This window comes from Plantactinospora alkalitolerans (assembly GCF_015690345.1).
GTDB lineage: Bacteria > Actinomycetota > Actinomycetes > Mycobacteriales > Micromonosporaceae > Plantactinospora > Plantactinospora alkalitolerans.
Genome location: NZ_JADPUN010000034.1, coordinates 1 through 18,259 on the forward strand (window position 1 = coordinate 1; position 18,259 = coordinate 18,259).

At 70.0% G+C, this 18,259-nt stretch carries 15 protein-coding genes and 1 pseudogene; 9 read left to right on the plus strand and 7 right to left on the minus strand.

Annotated elements, in window-relative coordinates:
* Positions 1-1,330 (minus strand): HAMP domain-containing protein (locus tag I0C86_RS01335; RefSeq protein ID WP_196199325.1); only part of this gene is annotated, 1,330 nt, incomplete at its 3' end.
* Between the two features lie 329 nt (positions 1,331-1,659).
* Here I0C86_RS01335 and I0C86_RS01340 point away from each other — a divergent pair.
* Both I0C86_RS01340 and I0C86_RS42775 read left to right on the plus strand, forming a co-directional pair.
* Positions 1,660-3,747 (plus strand): SpoIIE family protein phosphatase, encoded by a 2,088-nt coding sequence (locus I0C86_RS01340; RefSeq protein WP_196199326.1) that lies wholly within the window; start codon positions 1,660-1,662, stop codon positions 3,745-3,747.
* 269 nt (positions 3,748-4,016) lie between these two features.
* Positions 4,017-4,610 (plus strand): annotated as a pseudogene (locus tag I0C86_RS42775) (M23 family metallopeptidase); the annotation flags it as partial.
* Between the two features lie 243 nt (positions 4,611-4,853).
* Here I0C86_RS42775 and I0C86_RS01350 read toward each other — a convergent pair.
* Positions 4,854-6,350 carry an FAD-binding oxidoreductase gene (locus tag I0C86_RS01350; protein WP_196199328.1) on the minus strand — a complete coding sequence of 499 codons (1,497 nt, stop codon included), beginning with the start codon at positions 6,348-6,350 and terminating at the stop codon, positions 4,854-4,856.
* Positions 6,351-6,413: 63 nt separating this feature from the next.
* Between I0C86_RS01350 and I0C86_RS01355 the strand changes: the two genes are divergently transcribed.
* On the plus strand, positions 6,414-8,501 hold the full coding sequence (locus tag I0C86_RS01355; protein ID WP_196199329.1) for a S9 family peptidase: 2,088 nt from the start codon (positions 6,414-6,416) through the stop codon (positions 8,499-8,501).
* A 108-nt stretch (positions 8,502-8,609) separates the two neighbouring features.
* Here the strand turns inward: I0C86_RS01355 and I0C86_RS01360 are convergent, their stop codons facing one another.
* A complete protein-coding gene (locus I0C86_RS01360) occupies positions 8,610-9,590 on the minus strand; it encodes an ArsR/SmtB family transcription factor (protein WP_196199330.1) in 981 nt (326 codons plus the stop codon).
* A gap of 58 nt (positions 9,591-9,648) precedes the next feature.
* Here I0C86_RS01360 and I0C86_RS01365 point away from each other — a divergent pair, with 58 nt between their 5' ends.
* On the plus strand, positions 9,649-10,905 hold the full coding sequence (locus I0C86_RS01365) for an MFS transporter (protein WP_196199331.1): 1,257 nt from the start codon (positions 9,649-9,651) through the stop codon (positions 10,903-10,905).
* A 15-nt stretch (positions 10,906-10,920) separates the two neighbouring features.
* On the opposite strand, the gene I0C86_RS01370 is transcribed toward I0C86_RS01365, so the two are convergent.
* Positions 10,921-11,919, minus strand: coding sequence for an IS481 family transposase (locus I0C86_RS01370; protein WP_196199332.1), 999 nt, complete (start codon positions 11,917-11,919; stop codon positions 10,921-10,923).
* Between the two features lie 196 nt (positions 11,920-12,115).
* A complete protein-coding gene (locus I0C86_RS01375) occupies positions 12,116-13,405 on the minus strand; it encodes a hypothetical protein (RefSeq protein WP_196199333.1) in 1,290 nt (429 codons plus the stop codon).
* An 84-nt stretch (positions 13,406-13,489) separates the two neighbouring features.
* On the opposite strand from I0C86_RS01375, the gene I0C86_RS01380 reads away from it, so the two are divergent.
* The 4 genes from I0C86_RS01380 (at position 13,490) to I0C86_RS01395 (ending at position 16,233) form a co-directional block, all read left to right on the plus strand.
* On the plus strand, positions 13,490-14,710 hold the full coding sequence (locus I0C86_RS01380; RefSeq protein WP_196199334.1) for a glycoside hydrolase family 16 protein: 1,221 nt from the start codon (positions 13,490-13,492) through the stop codon (positions 14,708-14,710).
* A 69-nt stretch (positions 14,711-14,779) separates the two neighbouring features.
* Positions 14,780-14,938: a hypothetical protein gene (locus I0C86_RS01385; protein WP_196199335.1), complete on the plus strand. Its 159-nt coding sequence runs from the start codon at positions 14,780-14,782 to the stop codon at positions 14,936-14,938.
* An 84-nt stretch (positions 14,939-15,022) separates the two neighbouring features.
* Positions 15,023-15,706, plus strand: a complete 684-nt coding sequence (locus tag I0C86_RS01390) for a DUF998 domain-containing protein (protein WP_196199336.1) — start codon at positions 15,023-15,025, stop codon at positions 15,704-15,706.
* A gap of 53 nt (positions 15,707-15,759) precedes the next feature.
* The gene (locus tag I0C86_RS01395; RefSeq protein ID WP_230393340.1) at positions 15,760-16,233 is read left to right on the plus strand and encodes a nuclear transport factor 2 family protein; all 474 of its coding nucleotides are present in this window, start codon (positions 15,760-15,762) and stop codon (positions 16,231-16,233) included.
* Here the strand turns inward: I0C86_RS01395 and I0C86_RS01400 are convergent, their stop codons facing one another.
* Positions 16,234-16,419 (minus strand): DUF397 domain-containing protein, encoded by a 186-nt coding sequence (locus tag I0C86_RS01400; protein WP_196199337.1) that lies wholly within the window; start codon positions 16,417-16,419, stop codon positions 16,234-16,236.
* A complete protein-coding gene (locus I0C86_RS01405) occupies positions 16,416-17,198 on the minus strand; it encodes a helix-turn-helix domain-containing protein (RefSeq protein WP_196199338.1) in 783 nt (260 codons plus the stop codon). Before I0C86_RS01405 ends, I0C86_RS01400 begins: the two co-directional genes overlap by 4 nt.
* Positions 17,199-17,733: 535 nt before the next feature.
* Between I0C86_RS01405 and I0C86_RS01410 the strand changes: the two genes are divergently transcribed.
* The gene (locus I0C86_RS01410; RefSeq protein WP_230393341.1) at positions 17,734-18,111 is read left to right on the plus strand and encodes a hypothetical protein; all 378 of its coding nucleotides are present in this window, start codon (positions 17,734-17,736) and stop codon (positions 18,109-18,111) included.
* Positions 18,112-18,259: the final 148 nt, after the last annotated feature.

Below are 18,259 nucleotides of genomic sequence, written 5' to 3' on the forward strand. Positions count from 1 at the left end.
CCCGGGTCACCTCGTCGGCGAACGACGAGAGCTGGTCCACCATCGTGTTCACCGTCGACTTCAACTCCAGGATCTCACCCCGGGCATCGACCGTGATCTTCTGCGACAGGTCGCCCTTCGCCACCGCGGTGGAGACCTGCGAGATGTTCCGGACCTGTGAGGTGAGGTTGCCGGCGAGCTGGTTCACGTTCTCGGTCAGCGCCCGCCAGGTGCCGGAGACTCCGCGTACCTGGGCCTGACCGCCGAGCTTGCCCTCGATGCCGACCTCCCGGGCCACCCGGGTCACCTCGTCGGCGAACGACGAGAGCTGGTCCACCATCGTGTTCACGGTGTCCTTCAGCTCCAGGATCTCGCCCTGGGCGGCCACCGTGATCTTCTGGCTCAGGTCACCCCGGGCGACCGCCGTGGAGACCTGGGCGATGTTCCGGACCTGCGCGGTCAGGTTCGACGCCATCGAGTTGACGCTGTCGGTCAGGTCCTTCCAGGTGCCGGCGACATTGGGTACGTCGGCCTGGCCGCCCAGTTTCCCCTCGGTGCCCACCTCGCGGGCCACCCGGGTCACCTGCTCCGCGAACAGCCGCAGGGTGTCGGTCAGCCCGTTGATCGTGTGCGCGAGTTCGGCGACCTCGCCCTTGGCGGAGACGGTGATCTTCTGACTCAGGTCGCCGCGGGCCACCGCCGTCGAGACCTGGGAGATGGAGCGCACCTGGTAGGTCAGGTTGGACGCCATCGTGTTCACCGAGTCGGTGAGGTCCTTCCAGGTACCGGCCACACCCCGGACGTCGGCCTGGCCGCCCAGTTCACCCTCGGTGCCCACCTCCCGGGCCACCCGGGTCACCTCGTTGGAGAACGACGAGAGCTGGTCCACCATCGTGTTCACGGTGCGCCCGATTCGCAGGTACTCGCCGCGCAGCGGCCGTCCGTCGATCTCCAGCGCCATGTGCTGGGAGAGATCGCCGTCGGCGACGGCCACGATGACCCGGGCGATCTCGGTGGTCGGTCGACCCAGGTCGTCGATGAGCGAGTTGATCGCCCGCTGCCCCTCGACCCAGGCGCCGTCCAGCCCCTCCTCGTCCAGCCGCTCGGTGAGCCGGCCGTCCCGCCCGACGATCCGGCTGATCCGCCGGAGGTCGAGATGCTGCCGTTCCTGTACGGACACCACCTCGTTGAAGGCGTCGGCGACCTCGCCGGCAGCACCGGCCCGGCGCGGAAGTCGTACCTTGAAGTCGCCACGGCGGACCCGCCGCAACGCTTCGGCGAGTTCGCTGAGCAGCGCCGCGTCCTCGGCCGCGGACCGTTCCTCGGCAGAGATCTGTTTGGCCGTGGTCATCGTTCCTCGCTCAGGTTCGAAGGAGGTGGGTCATTACTCGCGAGCCCGCGCCCATCAGGTGGCCCCGGATGCGTCCCGGTACGCCTCGACGGCGCCGCTCCGGCGCGACCACACCCATCATTGTGCCTGTCGGGCGGGAAATACCACCCTGTGCCGCGCGCCGGACGTCGAGATACGAGCGGATGATCAACTGAGGGGTAAAGCCGGCAGAAGGGTCAAGTCGGGCGAGGACCAGCGTAGCGCGGGCCAGACCCGGCCGACCCGCCGCCCGAGCGGGGCACTGAGCTACGCCGCCCGGATAGGGTGGCCTGGATCTCGGATCGTGGAGGATGCGAAGCGTGCCAGCGGAGGCGGGCGGTACGGGGACCGGCGGCGCGGACGACCAGCTGCGCCGGGTACGGCTGCCCGCCGACCGGCGTACACCCGCGGCGGCGCGCGCTCTGGTCCGGTCGGTGCTCGCCGACGCCGGGCTGGAGGAGCTGCTCAACGAGGCCCTGCTGCTGACCACCGAACTCTCCACGAATGCGGTGGAGCATGCCCGGACCGAGTTGGACATCGAGGTCGTGGCGGACGAGTCGGGGTTGACCGTCACCGTCTCCGACTTCGCGGCCGGACCGATCGACGACGTGACGGCACGGCCGAAAAATGACTTGACGGACATTTCGCAGGTGTCGGAGCGGGGACGTGGCCTACTCCTCGTCGACCACTTCGCCAGTCGCTGGGGCACCACCCACCAGGCCACCGGAAAGGGCGTCTGGTTCCGGCTGGACCGCAAGAGCCACTCCAGTCCGGCCGGCCGCCAACCCGACACACCGCACCGGGTCGCCAGCGGCACCGGCAGTGGCCAGGCGGGTCCGTCCGCGCCGAGCGCCGGGGCGATGAGCGCGCTGATGCAGACCGCACCGGACCCGTACGCGGACGATCCACTCCCCGCCTTCGCCGCCGACCTGCTGGTACGGGTCGGTGACATGGTCGGGGCGGCCGGCGGTGCGGTACGACTGGACCGGGGCGACGGCGCCGGTTGGCAACTGCTCGCCCGGTACGGTCGGCAACCCCGACCCGGCGACGAACTGCTCCGGGTGCCGTTGACGGTGCACCGGCCGTACGCCGGAGAACTGGAACTCGACGCCGCGCCCTCCGGCTACGCCCGGCCGCTCGCCGCCCTGGTGGCGGAACGGCTCTCCCTGCACCTGGAGAACGACCGGCTGCGCCGCACCGACATCCGCCGGCAGACCTGGCTCACGTTCCTCGCCGAGGCGAGTGAACTGCTCGCCCAGTCCCTCGATGTCGACCTGACGATGGCGCTGATCCCCCAGCTCGTGGTTCCCCGGCTCGGACAGTGGTGTGCCGTGCACACGGCCGACGAGTGGGGCCGGCTGCGGCTGGCGGCGGCGACCCACGCCGACGAGGCGGTGCTGCCGCAGTTGCACAAGACGCTCAAGGAGGACGGTCCCGAGTCGGTGCAGGCGCGGCTGCGTGAGGCGTCCCGCAGCCAGGGACAGGTGCCGATCGGGCCGCCGATGGACGGTTTCGCCATCCCGCTGGTCGCCCGGGGCCAGCGTCTCGGCACCCTGGCCGTCGGCCGGCACCAGCGGCACCGGCACGATCCCGACGAGGTCGCGGTGCTGGAGGACGTGGCCCGGCGGGCCGCGCTGGCCATCGAGAACGCCCGGATCCACGACGAGCGCCGCAAGGTCGCCCAGACCCTCCAGCAGTCGTTGCTGCCCCCGGTGCTGCCGGTCGTCGACGGCATCGGGTTCGCCGCCGAGTACGTGCCGACCGGCGACGCCGCCGATGTCGGCGGCGACTTCTACGACGTGGTGCCGCTGCCCGACGACCGCTGGATGGTGGTCGTCGGGGACGTCTCCGGCAAGGGCGTCCAGGCGGCCGCCGTGACCGGCCTGGTCCGGGACGTGATCCGGGTACTGGTCGGGGACGGTCGCCCGCTGCCGGACGTGTTGACCCGGCTCAACGAGACTCTGGTCGAGCGGGGCAGCGGCCGGTACTGCACGCTCGCAATGGCGGCCGTGGACCGGGAGCCCGGTGGTCGGCTCACCGTCTCGCTGTACCTGGCCGGTCACGACCGGCCGGTCTTGGTCCGCGCCGACGGTCCCGCGTCGTTCGTCGGGGCCGGTGGTACGGCACTCGGCCTGCTCGACTCGATCGCCTCACCGGTCGCCGAGGTGCATCTCGACGCCGGCGACGCGCTGGTGTTCTACACCGACGGGGTGACCGAGCGGCGGCGCGGCCGGGAACTCTTCGGCGTCGAGCGGCTCCGGGACGCGGCGGCCCCGCTCGCCGGCTACTCGGCCGACGTGATGGCGGCCCGGCTGCGCAACACGGCGATCAACTTCTCGGTCGAGTCGCCCCGGGACGACATCGCGATCCTGGTGCTGCGCAACGACTCGCTCGGCTGACGACGCGACTCGCTCGGCCGACAACGCGTGCTCGGCCGACAACGCGTGCTCGGCCGACGACGCGCTCGGCCGACGACGCGTGCTCGTCCGGACGCAGCCGGCCCGTGGGACGTAGGAAACCTTCACGCCGGGCCGCCCCGCAAGTCAAGCATTTACATGTTTAGATCGACTGACTACCATCATCCTTACTGCGTACGCAATGAACCGATCATTCCTTGCCCTGCTCTGGGAAGGTTGGGATCTTGCGATCAATCCGGTTCCTCGTCGGCCTGACGGCCGCCCTCTGCACGACCCTCGCGGCGACGCTCGTGGTAGCGACGCCGGCTCACGCCGCTCCGGTGTTCAAGGCACCATTCCCCTGTGGACAGCGGTGGACCTACAGCCATCACAGCGCCGAGGTACGCCTGGCGCTGGACTTCGTCCGCTCCGACGGCGGCGGCACCGCCGGCACTCCGGTGCTCGCCTCCGCCCCCGGCACCGCCCGGCGTTACTACCAGGCCGGCGGGGCCGGCAACTACATCGTGATCACCCATGGTGGCGGCTGGACGACGTACTACTTCCATCTCGCCGCGTTCTCGGTGGCGGACGGTGCCACGGTCGGTCAGGGCCAGCAGATCGGCACGACCGGCAGCACCGGGAACACCACCGGCGCCCACATCCACTACGAGCAGTTGTACAACGGGGCCGGGCAGACCATCGTGATCAACGGGTCCTCCCTCGCGCCGTACCCCGGGTCGTACAACCAACGGCACCTGACCAGTGACAACGGGTGCGGCGGCGGCACCGCCTTCTGGACCTGGGGAACCGGCGTACGGGTCCGCACCGACGCCCTGCTCGCGGCCCCGACCTTGACCACCCTGGCCGGGCCGACCCTGGTGTACGTGCTCTGCCAGAAGCAGGGCGACACGGTGACCGCCGACGGCTACACCAACAACTGGTGGTCCCGACTTCGGGATCAGAACGGGTTCATGACGAACATCTACATCGACCATCCCGCCGCCCAGCTACCCGGGGTGCCCATCTGTTGACCGGATCCGGCCCGATCGGGACGCCGATCGGGCCGGGACCCGCCCGCCCCCACCGCACCGACAGCGACCCGGGACCGGTCAGATCCCACCCGGATAACGCCCCGGGGCCAGCCGACCCGCCGGATCGAACCGCTCCTTCACCTGGCGCAGCAACGGCAGATCCGGCAGCTCGCCCCAGAGGTCGACCGCCTCCCGTACCGCCTGCGGCGCGGCGACCACCACGCACCGACCCGCCCGGGCCCGCAACACCGCACGTACACCGTCCAGGATCGCCGCGACCCGCCCCGGTGGTGTCGTGGCCGGAAGTGCCGCGTGCACGACGCCGAGCCCGGCCGAACCACGCACCGGAATGGGCGCACCGGCCGCGTCGCGCAGCGCGTAGACGGCGGCATGCAGGTCACCGATCGGCGCCTCCATCCGCAGCGCCACGTCGTCGGGACGGAACGGATAGCGGCGCCACCACTGCGGCGGGGCAGTCGCGCCCTCGGCGTCGCCGCCGAGCAGACCGGTCAACCGGGTCACCCGCTCGGCCACCTCGGCAGGGCCGCCCTCCAACAGCACGGTGAGAGTGCCCGAACCGCCATCGCCCCGCCGGCCATGCCGCCCCGGGCCACCCTGGGTACCGGGTCGGCCCTGCTCCGGATCACCGGACCGGCTCGGGCCGCCGGGCGGGCCGCCTGTGCCGCCGAACCAGCCACGACCTCCCGGCCCGCCGCCACCGCCCCCGGAAACACCAGGCTCCGCACCCGCGACCTCAGGCCGGGCGGCCGGCAGGTCCACCTCGATCGCCGTCGGACGCAGGTCGGTGGCGAGGATCCCGCGCACCAGGTCGTGCACCTCCAGCGGAGTCCAGACCGACCGGCTCACCCAGACCCGGCTCGCCGGAATCGGCTGCACCCGCAGGGTGGTCGAGACCAGCACGCCAAGCGCGCCCTGCGATCCGCAGAGCAGCTGGGTGATCTCCCCGTCGACCGGTCGGCCGCCGGCACCACTCCCGCCCCCGGGCGGCGCCGCCGCCGTTCCGGCATGCGCGAGCACGCCGGAGGCGTCGACGAAACTGACCCCCACAAGTTGGTCGCAGGCGGTGCCGTGCAGGTGGCGCAGCGGACCGCTCTCACCGGCCGCCACCACGCCCCCGATGGTCGCCCCGATCGAGGGAGCGTCGAGCGGCAGCCGGAGACCGGCCCGCGCCAGGATGGCCTCGGCGGCGCGGACCGGCGTACCGGCGCCGATCTCGGCGACCAGACCGTCGGCCGGGCGGTGCCACACCCCGGCCAACCGCCCGGTGTCCAGCACGATGTCCACCTGGGACGGCGTGGCACCCCAGTCGAGTTTGGTGCCGGCACCCCGGGCGACCACCGAGAGGTCGTACTCGGCGGCAAGCCGAACCACCTCGGTGGCCGCGGCCGGGGTGCCGGGCACGGCGACCCAGCGGGCCACGGCCCCGGCCACGTCATCGGCCGCCCCCGCGGGCCGAGCGAACCGGGCGCCACAGATGCCCGCGAGCCGCCGCGCGATGTCGGCGCTGCCGCGCCGCTGCATTCCCATGTCCGCCACCTTGGTCATCGTACACATGTACTAATTTTCGGCAACGGCCCGGTGCGGGCCGGGCCGCCGTCCGAGCGGTAACGTGGCCGGGTGAACACTGAGACGACCGCCGCGCCCGTCGCCAAGCGGGTGCCTGCCGAGCGCACCCACCACGGCGACACGGTGATCGACGAGTACGCCTGGCTCGCCGCGAAGGACGATCCGGAGACGATCGCCTACCTGACCGCGGAGAACGCCTTCACCGAGCAGAGCACAGCGCGGCTCGGCACGCTGCGGGAGACGCTGTTCAACGAGACGAAAGGGCGCACCAAGGAGACCGACCTCTCGGTGCCCACCCGGAAGAACGGCTACTGGTACTACACCCGCACGGTCGAAGGCGAGCAGTACGGCATCCACTGCCGGCGCGCGGCGCCGGACGGCGAGACGGATCCGCCGATGCCGGACGACGGTACGCCGATCCCCGGCGAGCAGATCCTGCTGGACGGCAACGCCCTGGCCGAGGGGCACGACTTCTTCGCCCTGGGCGCCTTCGACATCAGCCCGGACGGCCGCTGGCTCGCCTACTCCACGGACTTCGACGGCGACGAACGCTTCACCCTGCGGGTCAAGGACCTCGCCACCGACGAGGTGCTCGGCGACGAGGTGCCGGACACCTTCTACGGCAGTGCCTGGTCGGCCGACGGTTCCACCCTGTTCTACCTCACCGTCGACGAGAGCTGGCGGCCGTACCGGGTCTGGCGGCACACGGTGGGGACCCCGGCCGACGCCGACGAGATCATCTACCAGGAGGAAGACGAGCGGTTCTGGGTAGGCGTCGAACTGACCCGCTCGGAGAAGTTCATCGTCATCGAGGCGCACAGCAAGGTGACCAGCGAGGTACGGGTCATCCCGGCCGCGAACCCGACCGGGGCGCCGGCCGTGATCGCGCCCCGGCGACAGGGCGTCGAGTACTCCATCGAGCACCACGGGCACCGCTTCCTCGTCCTGCACAACGACGGCGCGGAGGACTTCGCGCTCGCGTACACCTCGGCCGACGCACCGGGTGACTGGGTGCCGATGATCGAGCACACCCCCGGTACCCGGCTGGAGGCCGTCGACGCCTTCGCCAACCACATCGTGGTGTCGCTGCGCACCGCCGGCCTGACCGGAATCCGGGTGCTGCCGGTCGGCAGTACGGACTCGTACGACATCGACTTCCCGGAGCCGCTCTACAGCGTCGGACTGGACAGCAATCCGGAGTACCAGACCAACACGATCCGGCTGCACTACGCCTCCCTGATCACACCGGACTCGATCTTCGACTACGACCTGGTGACCCGGGCGATGGTGCTCCGCAAGCGCAAGCCGGTGCTTGGCGACTTCGACCCGGCCGGGTACGAGCAGCACCGCGACTGGGCGCTGGCCGACGACGGAACCAGGGTGCCGATCTCCCTGGTCTGCCGGGCCGGAACGCCCCGGGACGGCTCGGCGCCCTGCGTGCTCTACGGCTACGGGTCCTACGAGGCCAGCATGGACCCGTGGTTCTCCATCCCGCGGCTCTCCCTGCTGGACCGGGGCGTCGTCTTCGCCGTCGCACACATCCGGGGCGGCGGCGAAATGGGTCGCCGGTGGTACGAGACCGGCAAGATGCTGAGCAAGAAGAACACCTTCACCGATTTCGTGGCCGCCGCCCGACACCTGGTGAAGGCCGGCTGGACGTCATCGGACCGGCTGGTCGCCCGGGGCGGCTCGGCCGGCGGGCTGCTGATGGGCGCGGTGGCGAACCTGGCGCCGGACGCCTTCGCCGGCATCGTCGCGCAGGTGCCGTTCGTCGACCCGCTCAACTCGATCCTCGACCCGTCGCTGCCGCTGACCGTCACGGAGTGGGAGGAGTGGGGCAACCCGCTCGCCGACGCCGAGGTGTACGGGTACATGAAGTCGTACTCCCCGTACGAGAACATCGCCCCGGTGGACTATCCGGCGATCCTCGCCGTCACCAGCCTCAACGACACCCGGGTCCTCTACCACGAGCCGGCCAAGTGGATCGCCCGGCTCCGCGCCACCGCACCCCAGGGCTCGTACCTCCTCAAGACGGAGATGGGCGCCGGACACGGCGGACCGAGCGGGCGCTACGACTCCTGGAAGGAGGAGGCGTTCGTCGCCGCCTGGATCCTGGACCGCTTCGGCCTCGCATCCTAAGGATTTGGGGTGTAAGGAAGGGCCCCTTCTTATCGCTTTCTGTAGAAGAAGGGCCCCTTCCTAACACTCGGCTGAGGGAGGGGTGAACGCAGGGCCCCGGCAATGTCGTCAGGTGGTGCCGAGGTTCCGTGGTCGGGTTGAGGCACCGGCCACCAGCGCCTGGGCCGTATCGGTCCACCAGTAGAGGACTTCCCGGCCCGACCGGCGCTTCTGGAGCAGACCTGCTTCGGTCAGCACACGCAGGTGACCACCGACCGTGCCGAGCGGCAGTCCGGTCGCGGCGACCACCGCCGTCGTGCTGACCGGCTCGGCCGCCTGCAGCAGAATTACGCTCCGCGCGTTCCCGAGCAGACGGCGCAGAGGGGCCGGCGTATCGAGATACATCTCAGCGAAGATGCCGGTTACCGGATAGACGATTCCGAAGCGGTCGGGCAGCCTCCAGGAGACCCAGCCTCCCCGGCAGTGAGCCGCGAAGAACCTCAGCTCTCCGCCCCGCACGTCATACGGCGGGTAGGGCCGCTCCTCGACCTGTAGCCGGCCGTCGCCGAGCCAGCGCATGCCCGGCCGCATGTCGTTGAAGACCCCGGACCATCCGTCCCTGCCCAGACGGGAGATCCGGGACACCACATCGGCGCGCAGCACCGATTGCCGGCGCGGCCAGTCCGCCTCAATCGTGTGGTGCCAGACCCAGCGCAACAGAGCGGCCGTCCGGCTCGCTAGACCTGTACTCCGTAGGTCCGGGGCCAGCGGGGAACGCACAAGGGCCAAGTCCTCACGAATCCGCTCGTCCGGCAGCGACTCCAGTACCAGGAGCTCGTCGTCCAGCGTCATATCCGGACGAGCAGGCGGCACCGTCAGGAAGTCAGCCATCCAGAAGGATGAGATCGCGTGCGCCACGATGGCCGCGGTCACCGGATCGCCGTCGAGATAACCGTGGAATGCGTCGACGTGCTGGTCCCGCCAGGCCCGGTGCCACGGAAGCGGCTGTCCTCGGCGCAGGATATTTAGCGCGCCCAACATCTCGGTGAGCTGTGACGTGCCGAAACGCGCCTGCGCCATCACTTCGGCGTCGACCAGCAACACCGCCACGTTTCGCCTCCAGTCGAAACTCTAGGGGGGCGCTCCAGGGCGCTGCAGGCTCCTGGCCATGCAACCCCACCTCCGGCCGAGCGACCTGACGAGCCTGGGCGCGCGGAACTTCAGGGCTCTTTGGACCGGTAGCGCGTTCACCAACTTAGCCGACGGCGTCGTCAAGCTGACCCTGCCACTGATAGCCGTCTCGATGACGGACTCCCCAGCGCTGGTCGCCGGTATCACCCTGGCCAACACCCTGCCCTGGCTGTTGCTCTCGCTGCCCGCCGGCGCCCTGGCCGACCGGGTTGACCGACGGCGCCTGATCATGACGATGGCCGCCGTGCGGGCCCTGCTCCTTGCCGCCCTCGTGAGTGGCATCCTCGCGGAAATGCTGTCGCTGGCCGGTCTGTACGCGGGAGCGCTGCTCCTCGGCGCCGCCGAGGTGTTCGCGGATACGACCCGGATGTCGGTCGTGCCGATGGTCGTGCCCCGCAACCGTATGGAATCCGCGTTCGCGAGGTTGACCGCGACCGAGACCGTGGCCAACGAGTTCATCGGGCCGCCTCTGGGCGGCCTGCTGGCCGCCGCTGGGCTGGCCGTCGCGCTCGGTGCCAGCGGCGTGGGCTACGCAGCCGCGCTGCTCGCCTTGGCGGTCATGACCGGCCGCTACCGCAGCAACCGCATCCCCAGCTCGGCTGCGGGCGCGTCCGGCCTGTGTGCCGACATCCGGGAAGGCGTCCGATACGTGTGGCGGGAGAGAGTTCTGCGGACTCTACTGTTGGTGGCCGGCGTGGCGAGTGGATGCTGGGCGGCCTGGATGGCGGTCATCGTTGTCTATGCGGTCGCACCCGGACCTATGGACCTGAGTCGCTTCGAATACGGACTACTGATCGGCGCCCTGGGAGTCGGCGGCGTCGTGGGCGCCTCCGCAGCTCCCACGCTCACCCGCCGGCTGGGACGGCAGGTCGTCCTGGCCACGTCGATGGCTTGCCTCGTTGTCCTGCTGGCAGCGCCAGCGATCTCCTCGTCCCCCCTGCTGATCGCGGTGACGACCTTCCTGGGTGGCGCCGGCACCGGCGCTTGGAACGTCACCTACAGTTCGCTGCGCGCGCTCGTCGTGCCCGACGAGATGATGGGGCGCTACAGCGGGGTCAGTCGCCTGACAAGTTGGGGATCCATGCCAATCGGGGCTCTGGCCGCCGGCCTCACCGCGGAACTCATCAGCCTGAGAGCGGTCTTCTGGGGCGGAACAGCGATCTGCGTTCTCGCGCTCGCCGCGACGTTACGGACGGTGACATCGTCCGAGTTCCGACAGGTCGAGACCCGCTGACCTGTTCGGCATCACCTAGTTGTACTGCCCAGGGACGTTGGTCAACCTGGTGATGGGTGGCCGGCCGCCGATGGCGGTGTGGGGTCGGTGGTGATTGTAGTGATGGAGCCAGGCGGGTAGAGCTGCTCGGCGGGCGTGCTCTGAGCTGTAGAAACGGCGTAGGGCCCAACCGTCGGTCATGGTGCGGTGGAACCGTTCCACCTTGCCGTTGGTCTGGGGCCGGTAGGGGCGGGTCTTCTTCGGCTTGATGCCAAGTTGGTGGCACGCGTCGCGCCAGGCGTGTGACTTGTAGGCAGAGCCGTTGTCGCTCAGGACGCGTTCGACGGTGACACCGCGCTCGGTGAACCAGGCCACGGCGTTGCGCAGCACGTCGATCGCCGTGGTGGCGGTCTCGTTGTCGCGAATCTCGGCGTAGGCGACGCGGGAGTGGTCATCGATGACGGTGTGCACGAATGCGGTGCCGATGCGGGGGTGGTGGTGGGTGTTGCGGATGCCGGTGCGTCGGGCTGTGGCTTGGCGGTGGCGCTCGCCCTGGGCGCGGCCGACGTATCGCCAGCCACCGCCGTCGGGGACGTTGCCGTACTTCTTGACGTCGACGTGCAGCATCGCGCCGGGTCGGTCGTGCTCGTAGCGGCGGATCGGCTCGCCGGTGGCGCGGTCGATGTGTGACAGGCGGTTGATCCGGCAGCGGGTCAGCACGGCGTGCACGGTCGAGGCCGGCATCGCCAGCTGGCCGGCGATCTGCACCGGGCCGAGCCGCTGTTTCCAGCGCAGGTGCACGATCTTGCGCACCACCGGCCGGGCCGTTCTGGTCGGGCTGTGGTGAGGTCGCGACGACCGATCTGTCATCGCGGCCGCACCATGCTCGGCGTACCGCACGGCCCAGCGTTTCGCGGTCGGCCAGGCCACGTCGTAGCGTTCCGCGGCACGGGCGACCGGCCAGCCCTCGTCCACGATCAGACGCGCCAGACGCAGACGTGCGCGCGGGGTCAAGGCAGCGTTAGCGTGGGACACGAAGGCCTCCTGGTTGGCGGAGCGGTTCCTAGACAGCTCCACTCCACAACCGGAGGCCTTCGCCTACCTACGACATCAGATCGTGTCGTCACACAATCTCGACCAACCTCCCTGGGCAGTACACCTAGTCGACCTTGCTCGCACCCTGGGATGAACGCACGACGATGCCGACGGCGAAGCGGTGCGCGCGCGGTCCTCAGAGGAGGTCCCGGTCGCGGAGCAGGGCCAGCCACGCCGCAGGTACGCATTCCGGCAGGTTGCGCTCGAAGTCGACCATCTCCCAGTCGGCGGCGTACACGACGAAGTCGTTGCTGACGGGCACGATGCCGGCCCAGTCCTGGGTGTTCAGCTCGGCGGCGGCCGCGCAGAGCAGCCGCCGCCCGCGCTCGTTCACCCCGCTCGTCGCCGGCCCGTCGACATCGGAGTCGGCATCGGCATCGGAGTCGGCGTCTACATCGGCGTCGGCGTCGGCATCGACATCGGCGTCGGCGTCGGCGTCGGCGAGGGTCAGTTCCTGGCGGAGCAGCCGGGCGGTCTCCGCCGCCTCGTAGAAGTCGACGGGCGCCAGCCCACGCAGGTCGCAGGGATTCCAGAGTACGAACGTGTCGTCCTCGGCCTCATCCTCGGCCTGCGCGACCAGCCAGTCGTACCGGTCGGATTCGAATCCGACGTGCACGCTCACCCCGATCGGATCCGCCGCCAGGTAGCCCAGGGCCACGGCGTACACCGGCTCGTCGATCGCCATCGCCCGGAGCACCGCCGGTACCTGCCGAACCAGTTCCCGCCGTACCGTCTCGACGGCTTCGTCGAGGGTGAAGCCGGCGGGCGGGCGTTCGTACCTCAGCTCGGTTCGGGGCTCCGCCGGGCCGGCCCAGGCGACCTCCAACCGGGACAGGCCGGCGTCGTCGTACCGGGCGTGGATCGTCTGGTACGGCGCCAGCGGGCGCAACCGGCCGTCCGGCTTGTCGGCCCTCTTGGCGTGGTACGCCACGATCCGGGTCACCCGGTCGTCGGTGTACCCGTACTCCTCGCAGCCGCCGCCTCTGGTCGCGACAGTCGTCGCGGAACCGATCCGTTCCGCCTCGAACCGGTACTCGTGCAGGTAGATCGGCTCGCCACCGGCGCGGAAGTGTGCCGCCGTCACCCGTCCGGGGCCGGCCAGGTGGTCGCGGAACGTTTCGTAGTACAGCGTTCCGTCGAGGTCGCCGCTGTACTCCTCCAGCACCACGGGGCGGCCGTCGGAGTCGAACCCGATCCGGTGGTGGTCGCGGTCCGGCGGTGGGCGCCCCGCGAGCCGACGCCCCGGCCGGGACAGGTCCCGCTCGTACCAGAGTGGACGGAGGTCGTACGCCTCCGCGCTGTACCACTCCCACCGACGTACGAGGGCGTGCGCGGTCTGCCGGCGGTGGTCGTACTCCTCGCGGAGCCGCGCGAATCGCGCGTCGAGGTCGGACAGCGCGGGCGGGGACGTCTCCGGAACCGACATCCGCGAGATGCTACCGACCTGTCCCGACTTTTCTTTTAGTTAACAACCTTGCAAGAAAGCGCTCTCTGGCGTAGAAACATTTACATGCGTACCCGCCGAGCCACCCTCGTCCTGGCCCTGCTCGCCGCGACGCTGGTGGTCACCCCACCCAGCCCGGCCAGCGCGGAGCCGGGCGCGCTCACCTGGAGCGACGAGTTCAACGCACCGGCCGGCACCGCACCCGACGGCAACAAGTGGAAGCACGACATCGGCGGCGGTGGCTGGGGCAACAACGAGCAGCAGTACTACACCAACAGCACCAGCAACGCCGCCCACGACGGCAACGGCAACCTGGTGATCACCGCCCGCCGGGAGAACCCCGCCAACTACAACTGCCACTACGGCCGCTGCCAGTACACCTCGGCCCGGCTACTCACCGCGGACCGGTTCAGCCAGACCTACGGCCGGTTCGAGGCGCGGATGAAACTGCCGCGCGGCCAGGGCATCTGGCCGGCGTTCTGGATGCTCGGCGGCATGCCCTGGCCAGACATGGGCGAGATCGACATCATGGAGAACATCGGTCGGGAGCCGGGCAACCTCTACGGCACCCTGCACGGCCCGGGCTACTCCGGCGGCAGCGCGATCAGCTCCCGCTACACGCTCCCCGGCGGCCAGGCATTCGCCGACGCCTTCCACACCTTCGCCGTGGACTGGGCACCCGACTCGATCACCTGGTACGTCGACGGCATCCAGTACGCCCGCAAGACCCCCGCCGACCTGAACGGCGGCCGTTGGGTCTTCGACCATCCGTTCTTCATGATCATGAACATCGCGGTCGGCGGCTACTGGCCCGGCTACCCGGACGGCAGCACCACGTTCCCGCAGCAGATGCTGGTCGACTACGTACGGGTCTGGGGCTGGAACACCGGCGGTGGCGGCAACCCCGGCACCGGCAACCAGCTCATCGGGATCGGCAACAAGTGCGCCGACGTCCCCGGCGCGAACCCGGCCGACGGCACCCAGTTGCAGATCTGGGACTGCAACGGCACCGGCGCCCAGCAATGGACCTTCACCGGCGGCACGGTCCGGGCGCTCGGCAAGTGCATGGACGTGGCGAACGGCTCCACCGCGAACGGCGCCAACATCCAGATCGTCGGCTGCAACGGCAACCCGGCCCAGCAGTTCGTCCTCAGCGGGGCCGGTGACCTGGTCAACCCCCAGGCGAACAAGTGTGTCGACGTGCGCGACCGGAGCACCGCCAACGGCGCCAAGCTCCAACTCTGGGACTGCACCGGTGCCGCCAACCAGAAGTGGCGGCGCGGCTGAAGGAGTTCCAGCGGTGTGGGCCAGGAGTAGCGGGGGAACTAGCTGGCCCACACCTACCGGGGAGAAGGCATGACCGATCTACTGGGGTCCGATCTGCCGCTCGCGGCGGCGAACGTACTCGCCGACAAGAAGTCACCGGTCTCCGGAACGTTCGACGCGATCTTCGCAGTCGCGTGGGTCCTCGCCGTGATCTTCCTCGTCTACGTAGCGGTGAAGCGGCGCCGCTGAGCCTGGACGTATACCCAGCCCCACCTCGAACCGGCCGGCTACGGGTAGTGCGACCCGGGTACGCCGAATGATCTTCTCGTTGCCATGAACCTGTCCCGACCCGCGCGGATCGGCGCGCTCTGCTGGATGCTGGCCGCGCCGCTCTTCCTGGCCGCCAACGTGATCGTCGGTCTCCGCTGGACCCGGCCGCCGTTCAGCTGGGCCGAACACAACATCAGCGACCTCGGCAACGTGGGCTGTGGGATCTGGGACACCACCCGTCCCCGATACGTCTGCTCGCCCTGGCACGACGGCATGAACGTGTCGGTGCTGGTCACCGCGATGCTGCTGGCCGCCGGAACGGTACTCACCTGGCACGTCGCCGGTTCCGGCCGCCGGGCGCGGGCGGCCCAGTCGCTGCTGCTGCTCGGGGCCGTCGGGTACGCCTTGGCAGCCGCCTACCCCGCCGACGTCGACGAGAACGCGCACGTCCTCGGCGCGTTGCTGATCATGGGCATGGGCAACCTCGGCCTGCTTCTCGCCGCCCTCGCCCCGCGCGCCACGACCCTCGGCCGGCTACGGGCGCTGACCCTGCCCATGGCGTTGCTCGCGCTCGCCGGTACGACGCTGTTCTTCACCCAGCACGGGCTCGGTCTCGGTGTCGGCGGAATGGAACGCGTCGCCGTGTTCCCACTCCCGGTCTGGGCCTGCTGCGTCGGCGTCATCGCCCAACGGCTTCCGGCGCCCCACCATTCCCGATCCGCCGCCGAGGAGAGCACGCGGCGGTAAAGTTGGCCTCCGGCCACCTCCGACTGGCACATGACCTGCCTGGAGGCAGTCAAATGGACACCGACATGTTCGCGGACGCCCCGCCCAGCGAGCCACCGAGCCACCTGGTGATCGCGAACCTGATCGCCGCCTACGCCGAGTTGGTGGACGCCGGGGACTTCGTCGGACTCGCCAACCTCCTCGCCGACGCCAGTTTCACCTCGCACAGCGGCGAGCGGCTGGACGGCCGGGACGCGGTCGATCGACTGGCCCAGGAAACGCTGGTCATCTACGACGACGGCACGCCACGTACGAAGCATGTGACGACCAACCTCATCGTCGAGGTCGACGAGGCGGCCGGAACGGCGGACTCCCGTTCGTGCTTCACGGTGTTCCAGGCACTGCCCGACTTCCCACTACAGGCCGTGGCCTGCGGTCGCTACCGGGACCGCTTCGAGCGGCGGGACAGCGGGTGGCGATTCGTGGCGCGGCAGGTCAGTACGGACCTTGTCGGTGACGTGAGCCGCCACCTGCGCCGCTCCACCTGATCAGCGGGCGGGCAGTTCCCGGACGAACGCCCGCCAGGCAGCGGGTTCGAAGCTCAGCACCGGCCCGGCCGGATCCTTACTGTCCCGTACCCCGACCGCCCCGCCCAGGTTGTCGGCAACCTCCACGCACTCTCCACCGTTGCCGCTGCTCCGGCTCGACTTCTTCCAGCGCGGTTCGGTGGTCACAGTTCGTTCACCAGCTTCAGGATGAGATCGCGGGAGAGGTCACGCGGCAGCGCGACCGCTCTTACAACATCCCACGATCTCTGTAGGGCGGCAACCATCGACGATTCCGTGATGACCCGCCCTTGCAGGTGATCGTCAAGGAACGCGACGTCATCGCCGCCCTTGAAAGACGAGATCACGAACGGTCCCTGCTGGCCAGCCCAGAACCCGGCCGTCTCCGGGACCACGTGGATGAGCACCCTCGGGCGCTCGCTGAGCCGGGCCAGATGTTCAAGCTGCTCACGAAGCACCTTCGGATCACCGGTGCGCAGCGCGGCCATCCCGATCACGAAGGTGGTCAGCGGGGGATCATCTTGGTCCAGAACCGCGCGCTGCCGTTCCAGCCGAACCCCAAGGCGCTTCTCCACCTCCTCCGCACCGAGCAGGCCGCTGGCCATGACGGCTCGCGCATACGCCTCGGTTTGCAGCAGTCCTGGGACGACCAGCGGATGACACGAACGCAAGGACACCGCGTCGCGCTCGTACTCCAGCCAGGGGCGGAGCCAGACGGGCGCGTCGTCGTAGGCGGTGACCTTGGCGAGCAGCCGGCTGTAGATCCCGCCGGTCTGAAGCCCCTCGTCGATCGCCGCGACGTAGTCCTCGGTCGGTGGTCGGCCTCCGGTCTCCACCGCGCTCACGTGCGACCCGGAGTAGTTCGCGAGCTTCCCGAACTCGTCCTGGTTCATCTTCCGGGTTGCCCTGGCCGCCCGAAGTTCCGCGATCAAGAAGTCTGCCAGCATGCCCATGACCTGCCCACGCTCCCTCCATGCCCTGTCCGCCCCTACCCGGCCACACCCGACAACCCGGACGGTCGCCCAGTGTTTCGCAATGTCTACCGAACGTAGGCACCGTCCGTCCAGAGTGTCGTCAGCGGAACTGTTCGGTGACATGTGCGGCCCGGACGGAACCGCGCGGGGGCCGCCCCGGAGGTCCTTCCCCTTCCCCTGGACGGTCCCCGCTTCCAGAAGGCCGGCGGCAGGAGGCCGAGACGATGAGATGGCCACGACGTGCACCGCAGCCCGTACCATTGGCGTCCCGCCACCACCGCAACTGGCGGCGGCTCTGGCGCTACTGCCGCTGTGGACTCCGCTGGCGCTGTCCCGACGCGCTCACCCCGGCCGAGGCGTCTCCGCCCCCGGCGCTACCGCCGCAGAGGCGGGCCCGGTCGACCAACGCCAGATCGGCGGCATGGCGTACACCCGTCGGTTCCGCCACTGCCGATGATCCCGGTCGATTCGCTCCCGCCCCGGCCACCCGTAACCGCAAAGCCGTCCGGTGAGCATCGGCCAGCCCGGTCGGCCGCACGTACCACTGCGACCGCTCTGGCTCTGTCGGTCCTGTACGGCCGCGTGGCCGTGCCCGACCGCGCGCAACCGCCTGCCGGTCGAGTACCACGCCGACCCGGTCGGATTGCACCGCCACCTCGCCGCCATGCTCCAGGCCGCGATCGACGACCTCTACCGGCTCGACCCGGACCCCGGACCCGACCCGGCGATCATGTACGCCCGCTTCCTCGCCTGGGCCCAGCCACGCCTGCTCATCACCCGGGCCCGTCTCGGGGTCGACGCCGACGGCAACCGGTGTCGACCCCGAGGCGAGCCATCCTCGGCCGAGCCACGGGCAGGCGGTGAGCCGCCGGGCTGGCGCGACTGATCGTCAACGGGCGACGACCCCGCACCGGTCCGGTGCGGGGTCGCTCGTACGGAAGATCAGTGTTCTCTGCTGGTGGGCCGATTCGTGAGGGTCGGCGTCAACAGCCGCCGTCGCCGCCGCCGCAGTCGCCGCCCCCGGCCTCTTATAC

Bases quoted from the DNA above. Each gene is read 5' to 3' on its own strand.
- I0C86_RS01340 (WP_196199326.1), top strand. From the start codon at position 1,660: ATGCGAAGCGTGCCAGCGGAGGCGGGCGGTACGGGGACCGGCGGCGCG.
- I0C86_RS01350 (WP_196199328.1), bottom strand. From the start codon at position 6,350: ATGTGTACGATGACCAAGGTGGCGGACATGGGAATGCAGCGGCGCGGC.
- I0C86_RS01365 (WP_196199331.1), top strand. From the start codon at position 9,649: ATGCAACCCCACCTCCGGCCGAGCGACCTGACGAGCCTGGGCGCGCGG.
- I0C86_RS01375 (WP_196199333.1), bottom strand. From the start codon at position 13,405: ATGTCGGTTCCGGAGACGTCCCCGCCCGCGCTGTCCGACCTCGACGCG.
- I0C86_RS01380 (WP_196199334.1), top strand. From the start codon at position 13,490: ATGCGTACCCGCCGAGCCACCCTCGTCCTGGCCCTGCTCGCCGCGACG.
- I0C86_RS01385 (WP_196199335.1), top strand. From the start codon at position 14,780: ATGACCGATCTACTGGGGTCCGATCTGCCGCTCGCGGCGGCGAACGTA.
- I0C86_RS01390 (WP_196199336.1), top strand. From the start codon at position 15,023: ATGAACCTGTCCCGACCCGCGCGGATCGGCGCGCTCTGCTGGATGCTG.
- I0C86_RS01395 (WP_230393340.1), top strand. From the start codon at position 15,760: ATGGACACCGACATGTTCGCGGACGCCCCGCCCAGCGAGCCACCGAGC.
- I0C86_RS01405 (WP_196199338.1), bottom strand. From the start codon at position 17,198: ATGCTGGCAGACTTCTTGATCGCGGAACTTCGGGCGGCCAGGGCAACC.